The sequence below is a fragment of the Blastococcus sp. SYSU DS0533 genome (assembly GCF_054050775.1).
Map to the genome: position 1 here is coordinate 144,573 of NZ_JBJGZZ010000010.1, position 18,510 is coordinate 163,082.

The window sequence follows — 18,510 nt, forward strand, 5'->3', positions numbered from 1 at the left end:
CACCCGGTCCCGGCCGCAGTCGTCAGACGAGGAGCTGGGCGGCCGCGAGCTCGCGGTACAGAGGGCTGCTCCCGACCAGCTCGTCGTGGGTGCCGCGCGCGACCACCCGTCCCTCGTCCAGGACCACGATCTGGTCGCTGTCCAGCACGGTGGACAGCCGGTGCGCCACGACCAGCAGCGCCCGCCCCGTGGCCGCCGCCGCCAGCGTGTGGCGCAGCAGCCCCTCGTTGCGCGCGTCCAGGCTGGCCGTCGGCTCGTCGAGCAGCAGGAGCTCCGGGCGGGCCAGCAGGGAGCGCGCGATGGCCAGCCGCTGCCGCTCACCCCCGGACAGCAGCACGCCCTCGTCACCGACGAGCACGTCGAGCCCGCGCGGCGAGCGCCGGACGACGTCGGTCAGCCCGACGTCGGCGAGGACCGCCCACAGCTCCGGGTCGGTCGCGTCCGGCCGGGTGAGCAGCAGGTTGTCCCGCACGGTCCCGGCGAGGACGGGGGCCTCCTGCTCGACGTAGCCCAGCCGGGCGCGCAGGGCTGCCCGGGGCAGCTCGCGGACGTCGGTGCCGGCCCACCGGATCGTGCCGCCGGACTGCGGGTAGAAGCCCTCGACCAGCGCCAGGACCGTGGACTTCCCGGCTCCCGACGGGCCGACGAGCGCGACCCGGCTACCGACGGGGACCTGCAGGGACACCCCGTGCAGCACCGGCGTCCCGTCCGGGTAGGCGAACGAGACGTCGTCCAGCTCGAGCAGGGGAGCGCCGGTCACCGGCCCGGCCGGGCGCGCCCGGGCCCGCTGCGGGCGCTGGTCGTCCTCCGCCGCCAGGGCGAGCACCTCCTGGATGCGGCTGAGCGCCCCGAGCCCGGTCTGCAGCTGGGTCCACGCGCCGATCGCCTGACCCAGCGGCATGACCAGCAGGAACAGGTAGAGGATGAACGCCACGAGGGACGCCACGGTGATGGACCCGCTCGCCACCCGATACCCACCGACGCCGAGCACCGCCAGGAAGGCGCCCTGGACGGCGATCGACCCGGCCGGCGAGACCAGCGCCTCCAGCCGGGCGAGCTGGACCCCGGCCGCGTACGCGCGCCGGGCGCTCGCGCCCACCGCCTCCACCTCCCGCTCGGTGGCCCCGCTGGCCCGGATCGTGCGCACCGCCGACAGCGCCCGCTCGACCGCCGCGGTCATCGCGCCGACCTCCTCCTGGGCGCGCTGGGAGAGCCGGCGCACGCCGCGGGAGGCGAGGACGGCGGTGACCGCGCCGAGCGCGACGGCCAGCACCGTGACCAGGAGCAACCAGACGTCCACCACCGCCATCGCCACCAGCGCGCCGACCCCGATGACCACCGAGCCGGCGACGTCGACGACGCCGGAGGTGACCGTGGCCCGCAGCAGGGTGGTGTCCGAGCCGACGCGGGACATCAGGTCACCGGTGCGTCTGCGGTCGTACTCGGCCACCGGCAGCCGGAGCAGGCGGTCGACCAGGCTGAGGCGGGTGGTGAGCACGAAGCCCTCGGCCGTGCGCTGCAGGACGAACTGCTGCAGCGCGGAGAGGGCCGAGGCCGCCAGGAGGACGACGACCAGCAGGCCGACCGCGGGGAGGAGCGGCTCGCCGGCGCCCACCACGTCGATGACGCGGGCCACGAGCGCCGGCTGCGCGAGCGCGGCGGCGGCGCCGACCAGCGACAGCCCCGCGGCCAGCAGCAGCCGGCGGCGGTGCGGCCGCAGCAGCGGGAGCAGGTCGCGCAGCCGCGCGGCCGGGGGCGGCTCGGCACCCCCGGCCGGGGTTGCGCCGTCCGCCGGGGTGGGTGCGGTCACGGGCGGGGGCGTCGTCAGTACCCGGCGGTGAGACCGGCGGTGATCGCGGTGAGCAGGCGCGCGTGGTGCTCCAGCAGCTGCGGCCGGTGCCCGTCGGGCCGGATCGCCGCCACGTGACCCGCGCCCGACCAGAACTCGTCGCCGTCGTCGCTGCCCAGCAGCAGGGCGTGCACGGCCGGGTCCTGCACCAGCCGGCGCAGCCGCGGGTCGTCCTCCGCGGCCAGCAGCAGCCAGCGGGCGTCGAAGGCCTGGTCCCCGCTGGGCATCGGCGCGAGGCCGCCGGTCCGGTGCCGCCAGAACCGCGCCGGGCTCAGCCGGAAGCCGGGCACGGTGCCCAGCATGGGGACGGCGGTGACCGCGTACTCCGGCACCAGGTACCGCCCCGACGCGTAGACGACGTCGAACGCGACGAGCTCCAGCGAGCCCGCCCGCCCGCGGAGGACGTTGCCCGCGCGGTGGTCCTTGGTGGCACGCACCGGTGCGCTCGCGATCAGATCGGCGAGGGGGGCGTCCTGCGGAGCGGTGCCGTCGGACACCGTCCAGCCCTGCTGCAGCGCCCAGCCCTGGGCGCCGACGAGGTCCCCCTCGTACCGGAACACCTGCTCGACGGCCCCCGGCTTGCGTCGGCGACGGCCGAACAGCCCGCGCTGCGCCGGCCGCTCCGGCGGCGGGAAGCCCGGCGGGGGCTGCTCCTGCGGGTACCGAGGGCCCTGCGGCGGGGGATAGGCCGACGGCGAGGCGTCGTCGCGGGGCACCGGGCGGTCGGGCTCCGCGGCGGGCAGGTCCCAGCCCGGGGGCTGCCAGGGCTGGTTCGCCGGCGGCTCGTCGCGCGGCGTCCTCCGACGGTCGGCGAAGTTGGGGCGGTCCTCGTCGTCGTCGGGCCCGCTGCCGCCGAGGTGCGGCGGCTCGCGCCAGCCGCGGCCGTCGCCGTCGTCGAAGCCGTCCCGGTTGCCGTCACGGGGGGTGCTCATGCCTGCATCGTCCTCCCCGGCGCCGGCCCGCCGGGCGGGCGCCTCATCCGTACGTGTCGCGCGGTCCCCGCCCGCGCACGGAACGCGGACCCTTCTTCCAGCTGGGAGCCGTCGGTCCGACAACGCGCAACCTCGTCACGACGTCCCCGCCGACCTGCGCGCGCAGCTTCCCGAGGATCGACGGGGCCAGGAGCCGCAGCTGCGTCGCCCACGCCGTGGACTCGGCCACCACCAGCAGCTCCCCCTCGGTGAGGGTCTGCGGCCGGCAGTGCGACGCGATGTCCGGGCCGACGATGGCGTCCCAGCGGCCGAACACCGACCCCACCTTCGTGCGGGCCGACCAGTCCTGCTGGTTCACGAGTGCGTCGACCAGGTTGCCCAGCGGCTGCGGGTCGTCGGCGCCCGGGCGGGGCCCGGTCCAGGTGCGGCGCGGCCCGGCGATGCGGCGCCGGGTGGGCTGCGGCCGGGACGCCGACGCGGCCCGGGCGGCCTCGAGCGCGGCGCGCGCGATGTCGCTGGGCCGCGCCGGCCGGTCGTCGCTCACGGCATGCCCCCTTCTCCCACCGGGACCGCATCCTTCACCACGAGCGCCATGCCGCCACCCACCTCGACCCGGGTCCCCCGCAGCTCCACGGGCACGTCGTCGACCACGGCCGCCGTGATCAGCGTCTGCTCGGCAGACCGGGCGACGGCGGCCAGCGCGGCGCGCCGCTCGGCGTCCAGGGTGGCGAAGACGTCGTCCAGCACCAGGATCGGGTCCTCGCCCTCGCTGCGCAGCAGCGCGAAGGTGGCCAGCTTCAGGGCCAGGGCGAGGGACCAGGACTCCCCGTGGCTGGCGAAGCCCTTCGCCGGGGCCGGGCCCAGGTGGATCACGAGGTCGTCGCGGTGGGGGCCGACCAGCGTCATCCCGCGGTCGAGCTCGTCGCCCCGGCGCTCGGCGATGCGGGCACGCATCCCCTCCGCGAGCTCCTCCACCGTGGGCAGCGGGGTGCCGGCGGGCAGCGCCGCGCCCTCGCCGGCCAGCGGCACCGTCGAGCTGTAGCCGAGCCCGGCCGCGGCGGCGCCCGCCCCGGCGACCCCCGCGTAGGACTCGGCGACGTGCGGCGCGAGGTCGGCCACCAGCCGCAGGCGCGCGGCGAGGACCTGCGCACCGAGGTCGGTGAGGTGGCCGTCCCAGACGTCGAGGGTCTCGACCGCCTTGCCACGGGCCAGCCGGGCGGTCTTGAGCAGGGCGTTGCGCTGCTTGAGGACGCGGTCGTAGTCGCTGCGCACCCCCGCCAGCCGCGGCGTCCGGGTGGCCAGCAGCTCGTCGAGGAACCGCCGCCGCTCGGTCGGGTCGCCGCGGACCAGCGAGAGGTCCTCCGGCGCGAAGAGCACCGTGCGCACCAGCCCGAGCAGCTCGCGCGGCCGCGGCAGGGCGGCCCGGTTCACCCGCACCCTGTTGGCCTTGCCGGGGTTGATCTCGATCTCGACCAGCAGCTCCCGGTCACCGCGGCGCAGCGCCGCACGGACCACCGCCTGGCCGGCGCCGTGGCGGACCAGCGGCGCGTCGGCCGACACCCGGTGGCTGCTCATGGTGGACAGGTAGCCGACCGCCTCGACGAGGTTGGTCTTGCCCTCCCCGTTGCGGCCGACGAACACCGTCGGCCCCGGGCCCAGGGCCAGGTCGACCCGTTCCCAGCTGCGGAAGTCACCCACCTGCAGGTGCCTCAGGTACAACTCGGCCCTCCGTGGTGACGTGCTGGAACGGCCCCCGTCAGGGACCCGCGCCGAGCGGAGCGAGGCGTGGGGGGACGGGGGTCCTTTCTCAGGCGGGTCGCTCGGCCTCCTGCGCCTGGACGGCGCGCACCGCGTGGCCGCCGAACTGGTTGCGCAGCGCGGCGACGGCCTTCATGGTCGGCGAGTCGTCCTGACGCGAGGAGAACCGGGCGAAGAGCGACGCCGCGATCGTCGGCATGGGGACGGCGTTCTCGATCGCCTGCTCCACCGTCCAGCGGCCCTCGCCCGAGTCCTCCGCGTAGCCGGAGATGCGCTCCAGCGCCGGGTCCTCCTGCAGAGCCCGGACCAGCAGGTCCAGCAGCCAGGACCGGATGACGGTGCCCTGGGTCCACGAGGCGATGACGCCGGGGACGTCCTCGATGAGGTCCACGGCGGCCAGCAGCTCGTACCCCTCGCCGTAGGCCTGCATGAGGGCGTACTCGATGCCGTTGTGGACCATCTTGCTGAAGTGGCCGGCGCCCACGGGGCCGGCGTGCACGTAGCCGGCGCCGGGGATCTCCTGCCCGGACTCGTCGACCGGCGCCGGTGGCTTGAGGGCGTCGAAGATCGGCTGGGCCTTCGCGACGTCCTCCTTCGTGCCGCCGACCATCAGCGCGTAGCCGTTCTCCAGGCCCCACACGCCGCCGGAGACCCCGCAGTCGATGTAGCCGATGCCCTTCTCGCGGCACATCACGTCGTGCACCTGGTCGTCGGTGTACTTGGAGTTGCCGCCGTCGATGATCACGTCACCGGGGCTCAGCAGGCCCGCGAGCTCCTTGACGGTCGCCCGCGTCGGTTCCCCTGCGGGCACCATCACCCAGACGACCCGGGGCTCGGCGAGCGCGCCGACCAGTTCCGGGAGGCTCTCGACGTCCCGCTTCCCCGGTGACCGGTCGTAGCCCACGACCTCGTGACCGGCGCGGCGCAGCCGCTCGGCCATGTTGCCGCCCATCTTCCCCAGCCCGATCAGACCCAGCTGCACGTCGGTCCCTCTTCTCGTCGTGGCGTCTTCGCTCGTCATCGTGCCCCGTGGGCGCCCCTCGTGCAGGGGCCCGCCGCGAGCCTGCGAGCGGTGGGGCCACGAGGGTCCTCCTGCTCAGCCCGGCAGCCGCACCGGCATGATCAGGTACCGGTAGCTGCCGGCGCGCTCGGCGGGCCCCGGCGGCGCGTCGCCGTCGGCCGGCGGCTCGTCGACACCCGAGAGCACGGCCGGCTTGAGCGGGCTGGTGAAGTCCATGCGCGCGCGCTCGGTGTGCACCGCGGCGAGGCCGTCGAGCAGGAACGTCGGGTTGAACCCGATGGTGAGCGGCTCGCCGTCGAAGTCGACGTCGCAGCGCTCCTCGGCCTGCCCCTCGTCGTCGCTGCCGCCGGCCCGCAGCGTCACCTGGCCGGGGCTGAACTCGCAGCGCAGCGGCGTTCCGCGCTCGGCCACCAGGGCCACGCGCTTGGCGGCGTCGGTGAACAGCCCGACCGGCAACGTGGCGTTCGCGAACGACTCCGAGGGCATGATCGCGCGGTACTTCACGAACTCGGCGTCCAGCAGCCGGGTGGTGGTCTGCCGGTCCTTCCCGGAGAGACCGAGGATCCCCTCGCCCGAGCTGCCCGAGGACAGCGAGAGGGTGATCTCCGGACCGCTGGTCAGCGTCTTCGCGGCTTCGGCCAGCGTGCGCGCGGGGACCAGCACGGCTGCCGTCAGGCCCGAGGTCTGCGGCCGCCAGGCGAACTCCCGCACCGCGAGGCGGTAGCGGTCGGTGGCGGCCAGGGTGATCTGGTCGTCGTCGATCTCGAGGCGGACGCCGGTGAGCATCGGGAGCGTGTCGTCCCGCCCGGCCGCGATGGCGACCTGGGCCACGGCCTCGCTGAAGACCTCGCTGTCGACGAGACCGGCCGCCGACGGCATGGCGGGCAAGGACGGGTAGTCCTCGACCGGCAGCGTGGGGAGGCTGAAGCGCGCGTTCCCGCAGGTGATCGCCAGGCGCGGGCCCTCGGCGGTCAGCTCGACCGGGTGCGGCGGCAGCGCACGGGTGATCTCGGCGAGCAGCCGGCCCGGGACCAGCACCCGCCCGCTCCCGCTGGTCTGGACGTCGACCTCGGAGCGCGCCGACACCTCGTAGTCGAAGCCGGAGACCGACAGCTGGTTCCCGTCGGCCTCGAGCAGGATGCCCGCCAGCACCGGCACCGACGGCCGCGGCGGCAGGCTGCGCGCCGTCCAGGCGACGGCGTCGGCGAGCACCTCACGTGCCACCCGGAACTTCATCTCTCGACCCACCCATGCTCGGTCCGCGTCCGCGCTGGCCTCCGAGGAGGGGGCCGGCACGGTCACGGAGCTCGTCGTCCGTCCTGCCGCGGGGCGGAGGCTCCGCTGCGGTGCTCATCGTGCCTGCTGCAGCCCCCGGTGGGGAAACCCCGGTCCCTCGATGGGCTGCTGTTCCCGATGAGGCGTGCCTGAGGGGCGTCCAGGAACCGGCAACCCCACCCAGCGGAGCGTCCCCACCCGGACTGTGGTTCGAGAATTCTCCGGGATAACTCCTTCATCCTCGTCATCACTGGTGTGGAACCTGGGGATCGGGGCCCTTCGTGCAGGTCAGCGCCCGGATCGGGGTGTTGGCCCGTTGTGGGCGGTCACCGCCTCCCTGTTGTCGACACGTGGACAGATCGACGGTTGTGCACCGTGACCGACGGCGGTCCACGACCTGTCCCCTGCATCTCCCCGGTCCGTCCCCAGGTCGTGTGCGAGCGGCGATGGCGGCGGGTGGGGACGGAGCCGGGCCGGACGCTCACCGATGGCCATATCCGCAGGTCAGCGCTGTATCGCAGGGATTGGTCGCCGCACCGGCCGGGCAAGCGGGGGAACCGGGCCGAGGAGCTGCGGAACGACGCCGACCGGACTTTCCCCCAGCTGTGCACATCCCTGGGGACAACTTCTCGACGAGTCGACGCCGATCACGGTCGTCGCGCCGGTCATCGTGCGCAGAACCTGCGGTTCCGTCGTCCCCAGGGATCCACACAGGTGTGGACAACGACTTGTCGACCGCGTCGGGACGGTGGCCGGCAGGCGTCCGGACGGTGACCGTTCCGGGTGCGCACCGTCACCGCCGGCAGCCGTGGGAATGCCCCGCGCGGGGCGGGCGGCGGTCGCCGGCTGCCGCCAGCGCGGCCCGACGTCGGCCGCGGTGATCAGCCAGGAGCGGCCACGTGCCCCTGGAGGCGGCACAGCACGGTCGAGCCGAGCGGGGGCGGAGGCTGCCGGGCCGGCGAGGTGCTCGAACGGCTTCCGTCCCAGGGCCCGGCCGATACCGGGGACGTGGTGAACGGCCCGTTCCAGGGGCCCGCGCCGAGGGTGCGCGGCGTGGCGAGGAACGGGGTCCTTCTACTGCCGGGCGCGGCTCTTGATGCGGGCGGTCAGCTCCGTGACCTGGGTGTAGGTCGCCCGCCGCTCGCTCATCAGGTTGGTGATCTTCTTGACCGCGTGCATGACCGTGGTGTGGTCCTTGCCGCCGAACGAGGCCCCGATGCGCGGCAGCGACAGCTCGGTCAGCTCGCGGCAGAGGTACATCGCGATCTGACGGGCGTTCACCAGCGTGCGGCTGCGGTTGGTGCCCTGCAGCTCCTCCATCGTCACGGAGAAGTACTCGGCGGTGGCGGCCATGATGATCGCCGCGGTGATCTGCGGGCCCTGCTCGTCGCTGATCAGGTCCTTGAGGACGAGCTCGGCCAGCGGCAGGTCGACCTGCTGCTTGTTGAGGGACGCGAAGGCGGTGACCCGGATGAGCGCCCCCTCGAGCTCGCGGATGTTGGTCTGCACCTTCGACGCGATGAACTCCAGGACCTGGTCCGGCACCTGCAGCCGCTCGCCCCACGCCTTCTTGCGGAGGATGGCGATGCGGGTCTCCAGGTCCGGCGCCTGGACGTCGGTGATCAGACCCCACTCGAAGCGGGTGCGCAGCCGGTCCTCCAGCGTCGTCAGCTTCTTCGGCGGCCGGTCGGAGGTGATGACGATCTGCTTGCTGGCGTTGTGCAGCGTGTTGAAGGTGTGGAAGAACTCCTCCTGCGTCCGCTCGGCGCGCTCCAGGAACTGGATGTCGTCGATGAGCAGGAAGTCGATGTCCCGGTACCGGCGCCGGAAGTCCTCGGCCCGGCCCGAGTGCACCAGGTTGATGAACTCGTTGGTGAACTCCTCGGTGCTCACGTAACGCACCTTGACGTTGGGGAACATCCGCGCCGCGTAGTGCCCGATGGCGTGCAGCAGGTGGGTCTTCCCCAGCCCGGACTCGCCGTAGATGAAGAGCGGGTTGTAGGCGCGGGCGGGGGCCTCGGCGACCGCGACCGCCGCGGCGTGGGCGAACCGGTTGCTGTTGCCGATCACGAAGCTGTCGAAGACGTACTTCGGGTTGAGGCCCGGGTCCAGCCCGCCGGGGCGGCCTGCCTCGGGACGGCGGCCGCGCGATCCGGCGCCACCGCCGGACCGGCGCTGCTCCGCCGCCCCCGCCCGCGCGTCGGCGTCGGCGTCGGCGTCGAAGGGCAGCACGTCGGCGGTCGGCGCCGTCCCGGTCCCGCCCCAGTCCTGGTCGCCGGCCGGCGCCGGTGCGCCGCTTCCCCAGGTGGTGGTGCTCCAGTCCTCCGGAGCCCCGCGGTCGGCGGGGGGTCGCGGGGGGCCGTCGGCGGGGTGCAGCTCGCGCACCTCGGGGAACCGCTGACCGATCGGCCGATCGGTTGCCGCGGGCCGGTCCCAGGGCGCGGGGGTGCCCACGACGTCGGTGCGCACGCCGAACGCGCTGCGCCCGTCGTCGGTGCGGTCCCGGGTGGCCTGGTCCTCCTCGGCCCGGTGCGCCTCGACGGCGGACCAGGGCCGGCGGGTCGGCTCCTCGTCCTGGGGGGCGGCCGCCGGCGCGGGCGGCGCGTCCTCCAGCTGGACGGCGACGTGGATGTCCCGCCCGAACTGCTCGGACAGCGCCTCGGCCAGCACCCGGCGCATGCGCGACTCGAGCACCGTCTGGGTGAACTCGTTCGGAGCAGCCAGCACCGCGGTGCCCTCGAACAGGCCGACGGGCCGGGTGAGGTTCAGCATCGCGTTCTGCTGCGGGGAGAGGCTGGTCGCCAGCCGCTCGCGGATCTGGTCCCAGACAGTTGGCAGATCCGGCGTGTCGGCCATCCCGCTTCGTCCTCCCATGCAGTCGACCCCACGGCCGGTTCCGGTGCGCCCGGCGGTCCGCGCCGGTCTCCCCCCGTGATCCGTCCAGCACCCACCCGTGCGCGGGGCTGTGGACGCGCGGGCGCATGTGTTCCACACGGGTGTCCACAGGCTGTGCACGGCCGGCGAGGTGCTGGGCCGGCGCCGCACGGCGATCCGGCCTGAAGAACATCGCTGCAGGTCACGGCCGGTGTTCGGCGGTTGGAGGGGCGGTTCGGCGGTCGGTCGACCGACGGGGTCGGCCCACGCGTCGTGACCCTGACGTCCGACGCGGAGCGACGGCGACGCTAACAGCTCCATCCACAGCCGGGCAACGCCGACAGGGCCGCCGGGGAGCAGCGGTGACGGGCAGCACCCGGCGTGCCGGGCGGCCCGCGCACCGGGTCGGGCGGCAGGCTGGGCGGTCGGTCTGCGACCGGCCGCCGCCCGGCGCCGGTCCTCGGCTATGCTGGCCGGAGTCTGTGGACGGGTGTGCCCGTTCCCGGCCGCCGCAGCGCGCCTGCGCGGTCAGGTCGGGGCGTCGCCGTCCGCAGTGCCAGCTTCTGGGGTGCCGGATGCGGCGGATGCCGCCACCGTCACCCCGCGCGTCCCCGTCCCCCGACGGGGCCGCACCGCCGATGCCGTGTAGTGGGAGTACCTCGTGAGCAAGCGCACCTTCCAGCCGAACAACCGCCGCCGGTCCAAGACCCACGGCTTCCGGCTGCGGATGCGGACCCGCGCGGGCCGGGCGATCCTCGCCACCCGTCGGCGCAAGGGCCGCGAGAAGCTCTCCGCCTGACGTGCTGCCTGCGCAGGCACGCCTGCGCCGGCGCCCGGAGTTCACCGCGGTGGTCCGAACCGGCCGGCGCGCCGGGCGGCCGACCATGGTGCTGCACTACCTCCCCGAACGGCCCGAGCAGCCGGCCGGCGACCCCTCGTCGCCGGTGGCTGCGCGGGCCGGTTTCGTGGTGGGCAAGAGCGTCGGCAACTCGGTGGTCCGCCACCGGGTGACCCGTCGCCTGCGTGCCGTCGTCCGCACCGAGCTCGACCGGCTACCGGCCGGCGCCGACCTCGTGGTCCGCGCGCGCCCGGAAGCTGCCGCGGCCGACTCGGCGGCCCTGCACCGCGACCTGGCCGCCGGCCTCGACCGGTTGCTCGGCGACCGGGGGAACCGGCGATGAGCGCCCTGGTCCCGCAGCGGTCCGCCGCCGCCCGGTTCCTCCTGCGGGCCGTCGGCTTCTACTCCCGCGCGATCAGCCCGGCGTTCCCGCCGCGCTGCCGGTTCCACCCGACCTGCAGCGCCTATGCCGCCGAGGCCGTCGGCCGGCACGGTGCGGCACGCGGCAGCTGGCTCACCCTGGTGCGGCTGGCCAAGTGCGCACCGTGGCACCCGGGCGGGTTCGACCCCGTCCCGCCGCTCCGCGGAACCGGGACGGGCCCCCGCTCGTCCAGCTCAGCGGCACGTCCTCCGGTCGCGCCGTCCGATGACCCCGGCCGCCAGGCCACCCCGCCGGCCGCGTGCCGGGCCCCGCAGGAGGAGTCCTCCGTTGCTTGACTGGCTGTACACCGCCATCTCCTGGGTCATGGCCCGGTGGCACTCGCTGTGGAACCTGGTGTTCGGCGATCCGGCACCGGAGACGGCCCTGGGTGGGCTCAGCTGGGTCCTGGCGATCGTCTTCCTGGTGGTCACGATCCGGCTGATCCTCTTCCCGCTGTTCGTCAAGCAGGTGAAGTCGCAGCGGGCCATGCAGGAGCTCCAGCCGGAGATCGCCAAGCTGCGCAAGCAGTACGGCAGCGACCGCCAGGGCATGGCCGTGGCGATGCAGAAGCTCCAGAAGGAACGCGGCGTCAACCCGCTGGCCGGCTGCCTGCCGATCCTCCCGCAGATCCCGGTCTTCCTGTCGCTCTTCCACGTGCTGCGCCGGCTCGCCCCGGGCAAGCAGGGGCTCTACTCCTGGACCGACCAGCTCACCGACGAGGCCGCGCGGGCGAAGCTGTTCGGGGCGCCGATCTCCGCGTCGTTCAACATGAGCGGCGCGAAGGAGGAGGCGATCCTCGGGATCGCCGGGGTCAACTACACGAACATCCGCATCGTCGCGTTCGCGCTGATCGTGGTCATGTGCTTCACGACCTACTTCACGCAGAAGCAGATCATGGCGCGCTCCGGCCCGGTCGAGGGGCAGGCGGCGATGGTGCAGAAGCTGATGCTCTACGGCGTCCCGATCAGCCTCTTCGTCTCCGGCTTCATCTTCCCGATCGGTGTCCTCATCTACTGGATGACGAACAACCTGTGGACCATGGGCCAGCAGTTCTTCATCCTCCGCAAGATGCCGCCGCCCGGATCGGACGCCGCCAAGGCGAAGGCCGCTGCGGACAAGCCGGCGATCGACCCCAGGACGCTCGCGCCCAAGCCGGGCGCCAAGCCGGTCCGGCCCAAGCAGGCGCGCCCGTCGAGCACGACCGTCGCCCCGGCCAGCACGGTGGACGGCGACGGGCTCGTCGGTGACGGCCCCGCAGGCGGTTCCACGGAGAACGGCCCCACGGGCAACGGCTCGACGGCCAACGGCTCCAGCGGACGCACCGCCGGCTCCGGGTCGGGCCGCAACACCCGTCCGGGAGCGGGCCAGGGACCGGCCAACCGCGGTAAGCGGAAGCGTCGCTGACCTCCGTCCGACCGCTCCCCCGCCGGCCCGTCCGGCACACCGACCACCGGGCACGACCCGGCCGCCGCACCGAACTGGGAGGAACACCCGTGAGTGCTCCGCAGCAGCCCGTGACAGACGACCCGCCCGCCCTGCCGGACGCGGACGCCGCCAGCGACGACGCCGTCGTCGAGCCCGTCGACGTCGTGACGGACGAGGCAGGTGGGACCGGTGACGACCTCCTGGTCCGCGAGGGCGACGTGGCCGGGGACTACCTCGAGCGCCTCCTCGACATCCTGGACGTCGACGGCGACATCGACCTCGACGTGGAGGGCGACCGGGCGTCGGTCGCCATCGTCGGGGGGCGGCTGGGCGACCTCATCGGGCCGGACGGCGCGACGCTGGAGGCGCTCCAGGAGCTCACCCGCCTCGCCGTCGCGCAGTCGACCGGCGTGCGCAGCCGGCTGATGCTCGACATCGGTGGTTACCGGGCCAAGCGCCGGGCCGACCTCACCTCGCTGGCCGCGGAGACCGCGCGCCGGGTGTCCGCGAGCGGGCAGCCCGAGCGGCTGAGCCCGATGAACCCGTTCGAGCGCAAGGTCGTGCACGACGTCATCGCCTCGGTCGGGGGCGTGCGCAGCGAGTCGGAGGGCGAGGAGCCCCGCCGCCGCGTCGTGGTCCTGCCCGACAGGTGAGCGACGCAGGTCCCGGCGCCGGCGCCGCGGGGTTGCCGGAGGTCCCCGAAGCGCCGGCGCAGGCCGGCGACGTCTTCGGCGCCGCCCTGCCGGCCGCCCGGCGGTACGTGGCCCGGCTCGCCTCGGACGGGGTCACCCGGGGCCTCATCGGGCCCCGTGAGGTGCCCCGGCTGTGGGAGCGGCACGTCCTCAACAGCGCCGCGGTGGCCGAGGCGGTCCCGCGGGACGCGCGCGTGGTCGACGTCGGCAGCGGCGCCGGCCTCCCCGGCATCCCGCTCGGCCTGGCGCGCCCGGACATCGCCCTGACGCTCGTCGAGCCGATGGCCCGGCGGGTGGAGTTCCTGGAGGAGGCGGTGGCCGACCTGGCCGAGGCGTCGTCCACCTGGCGGGTGGTCCGCGGCCGGGCCGAGGACCGGTCGGTGGCGGCCACCGTCGGACGGGTCGACGTCGTCACCGCCCGGGCGGTGGCGCCGCTCCCCCGTCTCGTCGGCTGGTGCCGCGGGCTGCTGCGCCCGGGAGCCCAGTTGGTGGCCCTCGTCGGCGCGCGTGCGCTCGCCGAGCTGCCGGCGCTGCGCCCGGATCTGCACGCCGCCGGGATGCGCGACATCGAGGCGCGTGCCGTCGGTGCATCACTGGGAGACGCTGCCACTACCGTGGTGGTCATGACGCGGGGAGACCGGTGACGGTGCCGGGATGCCGAGTCGCGCCCTGTTCCACGTGGAACGGACGCCGCTTACCCGATCCGTTCCACGTGAAACGCCGCCACAGGGAGGACCAGCGATGACCGACCCGGGCGAGCGGCTGCGCAGCAGTCTCGCCGCTGACCAGTCGTCGACGGCGTCGTCCTCGGGTGGACTCGCGGACTTCGACAGCCCCATCGCCATGGAGGCCCTGCGCGCGACCCGCGTGCTGCACGCCGCCGAGCAGGAGCCGTTCCCCGCTCCCGGGCGCATCCGCGTCATCACCATCGCGAACCAGAAGGGCGGGGTCGGGAAGACCACGTCCACGGTGAACCTCGGGGTGGCCCTGGCCCTCTACGGCCTGCGCACCCTCGTCATCGACCTCGACCCGCAGGGCAACGCGAGCACCGCCCTCGGCGTCGAGCACACGGTGGGCACCCCCTCCATCTACGACGCCCTCGTCGGTGACAGCACCCTCTCCGAGGTGGTGCACCCGACCACGGCCAGCCCCAACCTGCTCTGCGTGCCGGCGACCATCGACCTGGCCGGCGCCGAGATCGAGCTGGTCTCCGTCGTTGCCCGCGAGCACCGGCTGCGCCGCGCGATCGAGGCCTACGTCGCCGCGCTGCCGCGGGAACGGCGGCCGCACTACGTACTCATCGACTGCCCGCCCTCCCTGGGGCTGCTGACGCTGAACGCGCTCGTGGCCGGCGACGAGGTGCTCATCCCCATCCAGTGCGAGTACTACGCGCTGGAGGGACTCGGGCAGCTGCTCAACAACATCGACCTGGTCCGCCAGCACCTCAACCCGGGGATCGCCGTGCGGACCATCCTGCTGACCATGTACGACGGGCGGACCAAGCTCGCCGACCAGGTGGCCGACGAAGTGCGCAACCACTTCGGCGAGCTCGTCCTCGACGCCGTGATCCCCCGGAACGTCCGCGTCTCCGAAGCGCCGGGCTACGGGCAGTCGGTGCTCACGTACGACCCGGGTTCGCGCGGCTCCACCAGCTACGTCGAGGCGGCCCGGGAGCTGGCCCAGCGCGGTGTGGCGCTGGAACCGCTCGACGTGGCGGCGGGCAGCAACGGGGCCACCCCGGTCGGTGCGCTCGCCTTCGGGGAGGCGTCGGTGCCGTTCCGCCAGGAGTCTCAGTGACCACCCCTGCCAGCGAGGAGCAGTCATGACGAAGCGAGGCGGCCTGGGACGCGGGCTGGCGGCGCTCATCCCCACGGGCCCGGCGCCCACGCCTCCCCCGGTCCTCCCGGCGGCGCCCGCACCGAGCCCGGAGGGGGACGACCAGGCAGCCGAGCAGCGGCCGGCCTCCCCCGCGTCGGCTGAGGGCTCCGTGCCCGGGACGCCGCCCGCGCCGGTCAGCCTGGTGCCGTCCCCGATGTCGTCACCGGCCGCGGAGGCCGACGCGGTGGGCGTCCCGGGGGCGCAGCTGCGCGAGGTCTCGGTCGAGGACGTCGTGCCCAACCCGAAGCAGCCCCGGCAGGTCTTCGACGACGAGGCCCTGGAGGAGCTGACGCACAGCGTCAAGGAGTTCGGGCTCCTCCAGCCGATCGTCGTCCGCGAGGCCGACGGCGGGCGCTACGAGCTCATCATGGGCGAGCGGCGGCTGCGCGCCGCCCGTGCCGCCGGGCTCGGGACCGTACCCGCGATCGTGCGCGACACGACCGACGACGCGATGCTACGCGACGCCCTGCTGGAGAACATCCACCGCGTCCAGCTGAACCCGCTGGAGGAGGCGGCCGCCTACCAGCAGCTGCTCGAGGAGTTCGGCGCCACGCACGAGGAGCTCGCCCAGCGGATCGGGCGGAGCCGCTCCCAGGTCACCAACACGATCCGGCTGATGAAACTCCCGGTGAAGGTGCAGACCCGCGTCGCGGCCGGCGTCATCTCGGCCGGGCACGCCCGCGCCCTGCTCGGTCTGCAGGACCCGGTGGCCCAGGACGCCCTCGCCACCCGCATCGTGGCGGAGGGGCTCTCGGTGCGCGCGACCGAGGAGGCGGTCGCCCTGGCCGCTGCTGAGGAGCCCGCGGCCAAGCGGCGCACCCGGCGGATCTCCGCGCCGGGCGTGGAGGAGCTCGGGTCCCGGCTGTCGGACATGTTCGAGACGAAGGTGAAGATCCAGATCGGCCGCTCGAAGGGCAAGATCGTCGTCGAGTTCGGCTCGGTGGACGACCTGCAGCGCATCATCGGTGTCATGGCGCCGGACATCACCGGGCGCCGACCCGACGCCTGACAGCACCACCCACAGAGGCCCCCTTCCGTCACTGACGGAAGGGGGCCTCTGTGCACACGGTCCGTGCGGGCGCGCGGGGAGGAGGACGGGGTCCTTCTTCAGCGGCGGCTCTCGGCCCGCCGGGCGAGCAGGCGGCCCAGCACCGTGCCGAGGTCGTAGCCGGCCGCCTCCACCGCCATGGGGAACATCGAGGTCTCGGTGAGCCCCGGGGAGACGTTGACCTCGAGGAAGTGCACCTCGCCGTCGGGCGTGACGATCGCGTCGGTGCGTGAGAGGTCGGCCAGCCCCAGGACCTCGTGCACCCGGATGGCGACCTCGGCGGCGCGGGCGGCGACCTCGTCGGGGATGCGAGCGGGCGCGTGGTACTCGGTGGAGCCCGGGGAGTAGCGGGAGCTGTAGTCGAAGACGCCGGACTCCGGCTCGATCTCGACGGCCGGGAGCGCGACCGGCCCCTCGCCCAGGTCGACGACGGCGAGGGCGACCTCGACGCCCTCCACGAAGCGCTCGACCAGCACGGTGTCGCCGTAGGCGAAGCAGCTCACCATGGCGGCCGGGAGGTCCTCGACGCGGCTGATCCTCTGGACCCCGAGAGCCGATCCACCCGAGGCCGGCTTGACCACCAGCGGGAGACCCAGGCGGGCCACCATCAGGTCGAGCACAGCGCCGGCCCCCAGCTCGCGGAACGTGCTGTGCGGGAGCGCGACCCAGTCCGGCGTCGTCAGCCCCGCGGTGCGGACGACCGACTTGGCGGCCGGCTTGTCCCACGCCAGCCGGCACGCCGCCGCGGGGGAGCCGACGTAGGGCACGCCCGCCAGGTCCAGGACCGCGCGCAGTGCACCGTCCTCACCGGTGGCCCCGTGCAGGGCGATGAAGACGGCGTCGGCCGGCGCCGCGGCGAGCCCGGGGAGCAGTTCGGCGTCGGCGTCCCGCAGCTCGGCGTCGACGCCCGCGCGGGTGAGCTCCTCGACCACCTGCGTGCCCGAGGAGAGGCTGACCTCCCGCTCGAAGGTCAGCCCACCGGCGAGGACGACGGCGCGCAGCGGGTGGCGCTCGTCGGCTGCGACGGGCTCTGCGGTGGGCGCGGTCTCGCTCATCGGCCGTCCTCGTACGTGTCGCTGTTCGCCGGCCCGACCATCGACTCGGCATCGTGGCCGCTGCCGGGGCGGATGGCCCGGAACGTGCCGGTGTCGACCTTGTCGAAGGTGGAGTGCAGGTCCAGCTCGGCCTCGACGACGCGGGAGAGGCGGCGGACGCCCTCCCGGATCTGGTCGGGCTCGGGGTAGCAGTAGGACAGCCGCATGTACTCCTGGCCGCTGCCGTCGGCGTAGAAACCGATGCCGGGCACGTAGGCGACGTGGGCACCGACCGCCCGCGGCTGCATCAGCTTGGCGTCCAACCCGGCGGGCAGCTTGAGCCAGACGTAGAAGCCGCCGTCCGGGCGCGTCCAGGTGGTGCCTGCCGGCATCAGGGCGGCCAGGGACTCCAGCGTGGCGTCCCGGCGCTCCCGGTAGAGCTCGGTGAACAGCTTGATCTGCTCACGCCAGGGCTGGGTGTCCAGGTACCGGGCGACGGCGTACTGGGTCAGCGACGGCGGGCAGAGCACCTGCGCCTCGGTGGCCAGGACGAGCTTCTCGCGGACCGCCAGCGGCGCGAGCACCCAGCCCACCCGCAGGCCGGGGGAGAACGTCTTGGAGAACGAGCCGAGGTAGATGACCCGGCGGGAGTCGCGGGCGCGCAGGGCGCGCATCGGCTCGCGGTCGAACCCGAGCAGGCCGTAGGGGTTGTCCTCGATGACCAGCAGGTCCCAGCGCTCGGCGATCGCCATGATCGCCTCGCGGCGGGGCTCGGAGAGCGTCACGCCGGCCGGGTTGTGGAAGTTGGGCACCGTGTAGAGGAACTTCACCCGGTCGCCGGCGGCGCGGCAGGCGGCGAGCGCCTCCTCCAGCGCCTCGGGGATCAGCCCGTCGTCGTCCATGGCGACATGCCGGACTCGGGCCTCGGCGGACTGGAAGACGCCGAGCGCACCGACGTAGGACGGCGCCTCGGCCAGGATGACGTCACCGGGGTCGACGAAGACACGGGTGACCAGGTCCAGACCCTGCTGCGAGCCGACGGTCACCACCACCTCGCTCGGCGAGGCGTCGGTGATCCCCTCGAGCGCCATGACGTCGCAGATCCGCTCGCGCAGCCGCGGGTCGCCCTGACCCGAGCCGTACTGCAGCGTCTGCGCGCCCATGCCGGAGACGAGGTCCCCGATCATGGAGCCGACGGCGTCCAGCGGCAGCGCGGTCACTGCCGGCATGCCTCCGGCCAGGGAGACGACCTCGGGCCGGCTGACCACGGAGAACAGAGCCCTGATCTCCGACGTCTTCATCCCGTGGGTGCGCGCTGCGTAGCGGTCGGCCAGCGGGTCAAGCCGCGGATGACGCGGCGCGGGGTGGGGGGGGGGGGGGGGGGGGGGGGGGGGGGGGGGGGGGGGGGGGGGGGGGGGGGGGGGGGGGGGGGGGGGGGGGGGGGGGGGGGGGGGGGGGGGGGGGG

The 18,510-nt window shown here is 74.3% G+C and carries 17 protein-coding genes; 8 read left to right on the top strand and 9 right to left on the bottom strand.

The genetic code is table 11. From position 1 onward, the window contains the following. Positions 1 to 22: 22 nt before the first annotated feature. The 7 genes from ACI79W_RS13685 to dnaA all read right to left on the bottom strand — a co-directional run bounded on the left by ACI79W_RS13685 (position 23) and on the right by dnaA (position 9,691). Complete coding sequence (locus ACI79W_RS13685) at positions 23 to 1,810, bottom strand: ABC transporter ATP-binding protein (RefSeq protein WP_456562633.1); 1,788 nt, start codon at positions 1,808 to 1,810, stop codon at positions 23 to 25. Positions 1,811 to 1,824: 14 nt separating this feature from the next. Then, positions 1,825 to 2,781, bottom strand: a complete 957-nt coding sequence (locus tag ACI79W_RS13690; RefSeq protein WP_456562634.1) for a hypothetical protein — start codon at positions 2,779 to 2,781, stop codon at positions 1,825 to 1,827. A 43-nt stretch (positions 2,782 to 2,824) separates the two neighbouring features. Further along, a complete protein-coding gene (locus ACI79W_RS13695) occupies positions 2,825 to 3,325 on the bottom strand; it encodes a DUF721 domain-containing protein (RefSeq protein ID WP_236826814.1) in 501 nt (166 codons plus the stop codon). Continuing rightward, entirely contained in the window at positions 3,322 to 4,500 is a 1,179-nt protein-coding gene (gene recF, locus ACI79W_RS13700) for a DNA replication/repair protein RecF (protein WP_456562635.1), read from the bottom strand. The genes ACI79W_RS13695 and recF overlap by 4 nt, the downstream gene beginning before the upstream one ends. A gap of 88 nt (positions 4,501 to 4,588) precedes the next feature. Next, complete coding sequence (gene gnd / locus ACI79W_RS13705; RefSeq protein WP_456562636.1) at positions 4,589 to 5,560, bottom strand: phosphogluconate dehydrogenase (NAD(+)-dependent, decarboxylating); 972 nt, start codon at positions 5,558 to 5,560, stop codon at positions 4,589 to 4,591. Between the two features lie 75 nt (positions 5,561 to 5,635). After that, a complete protein-coding gene (gene dnaN / locus ACI79W_RS13710) occupies positions 5,636 to 6,796 on the bottom strand; it encodes a DNA polymerase III subunit beta (protein ID WP_456562637.1) in 1,161 nt (386 codons plus the stop codon). 1,113 nt (positions 6,797 to 7,909) lie between these two features. After that, positions 7,910 to 9,691, bottom strand: coding sequence for a chromosomal replication initiator protein DnaA (dnaA, locus tag ACI79W_RS13715; RefSeq protein ID WP_456562638.1), 1,782 nt, complete (start codon positions 9,689 to 9,691; stop codon positions 7,910 to 7,912). Between the two features lie 679 nt (positions 9,692 to 10,370). Between dnaA and rpmH the strand changes: the two genes are divergently transcribed. From rpmH to ACI79W_RS13755, 8 genes are all read left to right on the top strand, one after another. Continuing rightward, positions 10,371 to 10,508, top strand: a complete 138-nt coding sequence (rpmH, locus tag ACI79W_RS13720; RefSeq protein WP_091930872.1) for a 50S ribosomal protein L34 — start codon at positions 10,371 to 10,373, stop codon at positions 10,506 to 10,508. Between the two features lies 1 nt (position 10,509). Beyond that, positions 10,510 to 10,890, top strand: coding sequence for a ribonuclease P protein component (gene rnpA, locus ACI79W_RS13725; protein ID WP_456562639.1), 381 nt, complete (start codon positions 10,510 to 10,512; stop codon positions 10,888 to 10,890). After that, positions 10,887 to 11,264 carry a membrane protein insertion efficiency factor YidD gene (gene yidD / locus ACI79W_RS13730; RefSeq protein ID WP_456562640.1) on the top strand — a complete coding sequence of 126 codons (378 nt, stop codon included), beginning with the start codon at positions 10,887 to 10,889 and terminating at the stop codon, positions 11,262 to 11,264. The genes rnpA and yidD overlap by 4 nt, the downstream gene beginning before the upstream one ends. Further along, positions 11,257 to 12,372 carry a membrane protein insertase YidC gene (gene yidC / locus ACI79W_RS13735; RefSeq protein ID WP_456562641.1) on the top strand — a complete coding sequence of 372 codons (1,116 nt, stop codon included), beginning with the start codon at positions 11,257 to 11,259 and terminating at the stop codon, positions 12,370 to 12,372. The genes yidD and yidC overlap by 8 nt, the downstream gene beginning before the upstream one ends. Before the next feature lie 89 nt (positions 12,373 to 12,461). Beyond that, on the top strand, positions 12,462 to 13,046 hold the full coding sequence (locus ACI79W_RS13740; protein ID WP_456562642.1) for a Jag family protein: 585 nt from the start codon (positions 12,462 to 12,464) through the stop codon (positions 13,044 to 13,046). Continuing rightward, positions 13,043 to 13,729, top strand: a complete 687-nt coding sequence (gene rsmG, locus ACI79W_RS13745) for a 16S rRNA (guanine(527)-N(7))-methyltransferase RsmG (protein WP_456562643.1) — start codon at positions 13,043 to 13,045, stop codon at positions 13,727 to 13,729. Before ACI79W_RS13740 ends, rsmG begins: the two co-directional genes overlap by 4 nt. Before the next feature lie 97 nt (positions 13,730 to 13,826). Beyond that, positions 13,827 to 14,882: a ParA family protein gene (locus ACI79W_RS13750; protein ID WP_456562644.1), complete on the top strand. Its 1,056-nt coding sequence runs from the start codon at positions 13,827 to 13,829 to the stop codon at positions 14,880 to 14,882. Between the two features lie 25 nt (positions 14,883 to 14,907). Continuing rightward, the gene (locus ACI79W_RS13755) at positions 14,908 to 15,972 is read left to right on the top strand and encodes a ParB/RepB/Spo0J family partition protein (RefSeq protein ID WP_456562645.1); all 1,065 of its coding nucleotides are present in this window, start codon (positions 14,908 to 14,910) and stop codon (positions 15,970 to 15,972) included. Between the two features lie 98 nt (positions 15,973 to 16,070). On the opposite strand, the gene ACI79W_RS13760 is transcribed toward ACI79W_RS13755, so the two are convergent. Beyond that, positions 16,071 to 17,066, bottom strand: coding sequence for a D-alanine--D-alanine ligase family protein (locus ACI79W_RS13760; protein WP_456562646.1), 996 nt, complete (start codon positions 17,064 to 17,066; stop codon positions 16,071 to 16,073). Beyond that, entirely contained in the window at positions 17,063 to 18,346 is a 1,284-nt protein-coding gene (locus tag ACI79W_RS13765; RefSeq protein ID WP_456562647.1) for an aminotransferase-like domain-containing protein, read from the bottom strand. Before ACI79W_RS13765 ends, ACI79W_RS13760 begins: the two co-directional genes overlap by 4 nt. Between the last annotated feature and the right edge of the window lie 164 nt (positions 18,347 to 18,510).

What these genes read in the sequence shown, in the direction of transcription:
- ACI79W_RS13690 (WP_456562634.1), bottom strand. Translation starts at nt 2,781, where the DNA reads ATGAGCACCCCCCGTGACGGCAACCGGGACGGCTTCGACGACGGCGAC.
- gnd (WP_456562636.1), bottom strand. Translation starts at nt 5,560, where the DNA reads ATGACGAGCGAAGACGCCACGACGAGAAGAGGGACCGACGTGCAGCTG.
- dnaN (WP_456562637.1), bottom strand. Translation starts at nt 6,796, where the DNA reads ATGAAGTTCCGGGTGGCACGTGAGGTGCTCGCCGACGCCGTCGCCTGG.
- dnaA (WP_456562638.1), bottom strand. Translation starts at nt 9,691, where the DNA reads ATGGCCGACACGCCGGATCTGCCAACTGTCTGGGACCAGATCCGCGAG.
- yidD (WP_456562640.1), top strand. Translation starts at nt 10,887, where the DNA reads ATGAGCGCCCTGGTCCCGCAGCGGTCCGCCGCCGCCCGGTTCCTCCTG.
- ACI79W_RS13750 (WP_456562644.1), top strand. Translation starts at nt 13,827, where the DNA reads ATGACCGACCCGGGCGAGCGGCTGCGCAGCAGTCTCGCCGCTGACCAG.
- ACI79W_RS13755 (WP_456562645.1), top strand. Translation starts at nt 14,908, where the DNA reads ATGACGAAGCGAGGCGGCCTGGGACGCGGGCTGGCGGCGCTCATCCCC.
- ACI79W_RS13760 (WP_456562646.1), bottom strand. Translation starts at nt 17,066, where the DNA reads ATGAGCGAGACCGCGCCCACCGCAGAGCCCGTCGCAGCCGACGAGCGC.
- ACI79W_RS13765 (WP_456562647.1), bottom strand. Translation starts at nt 18,346, where the DNA reads ATGAAGACGTCGGAGATCAGGGCTCTGTTCTCCGTGGTCAGCCGGCCC.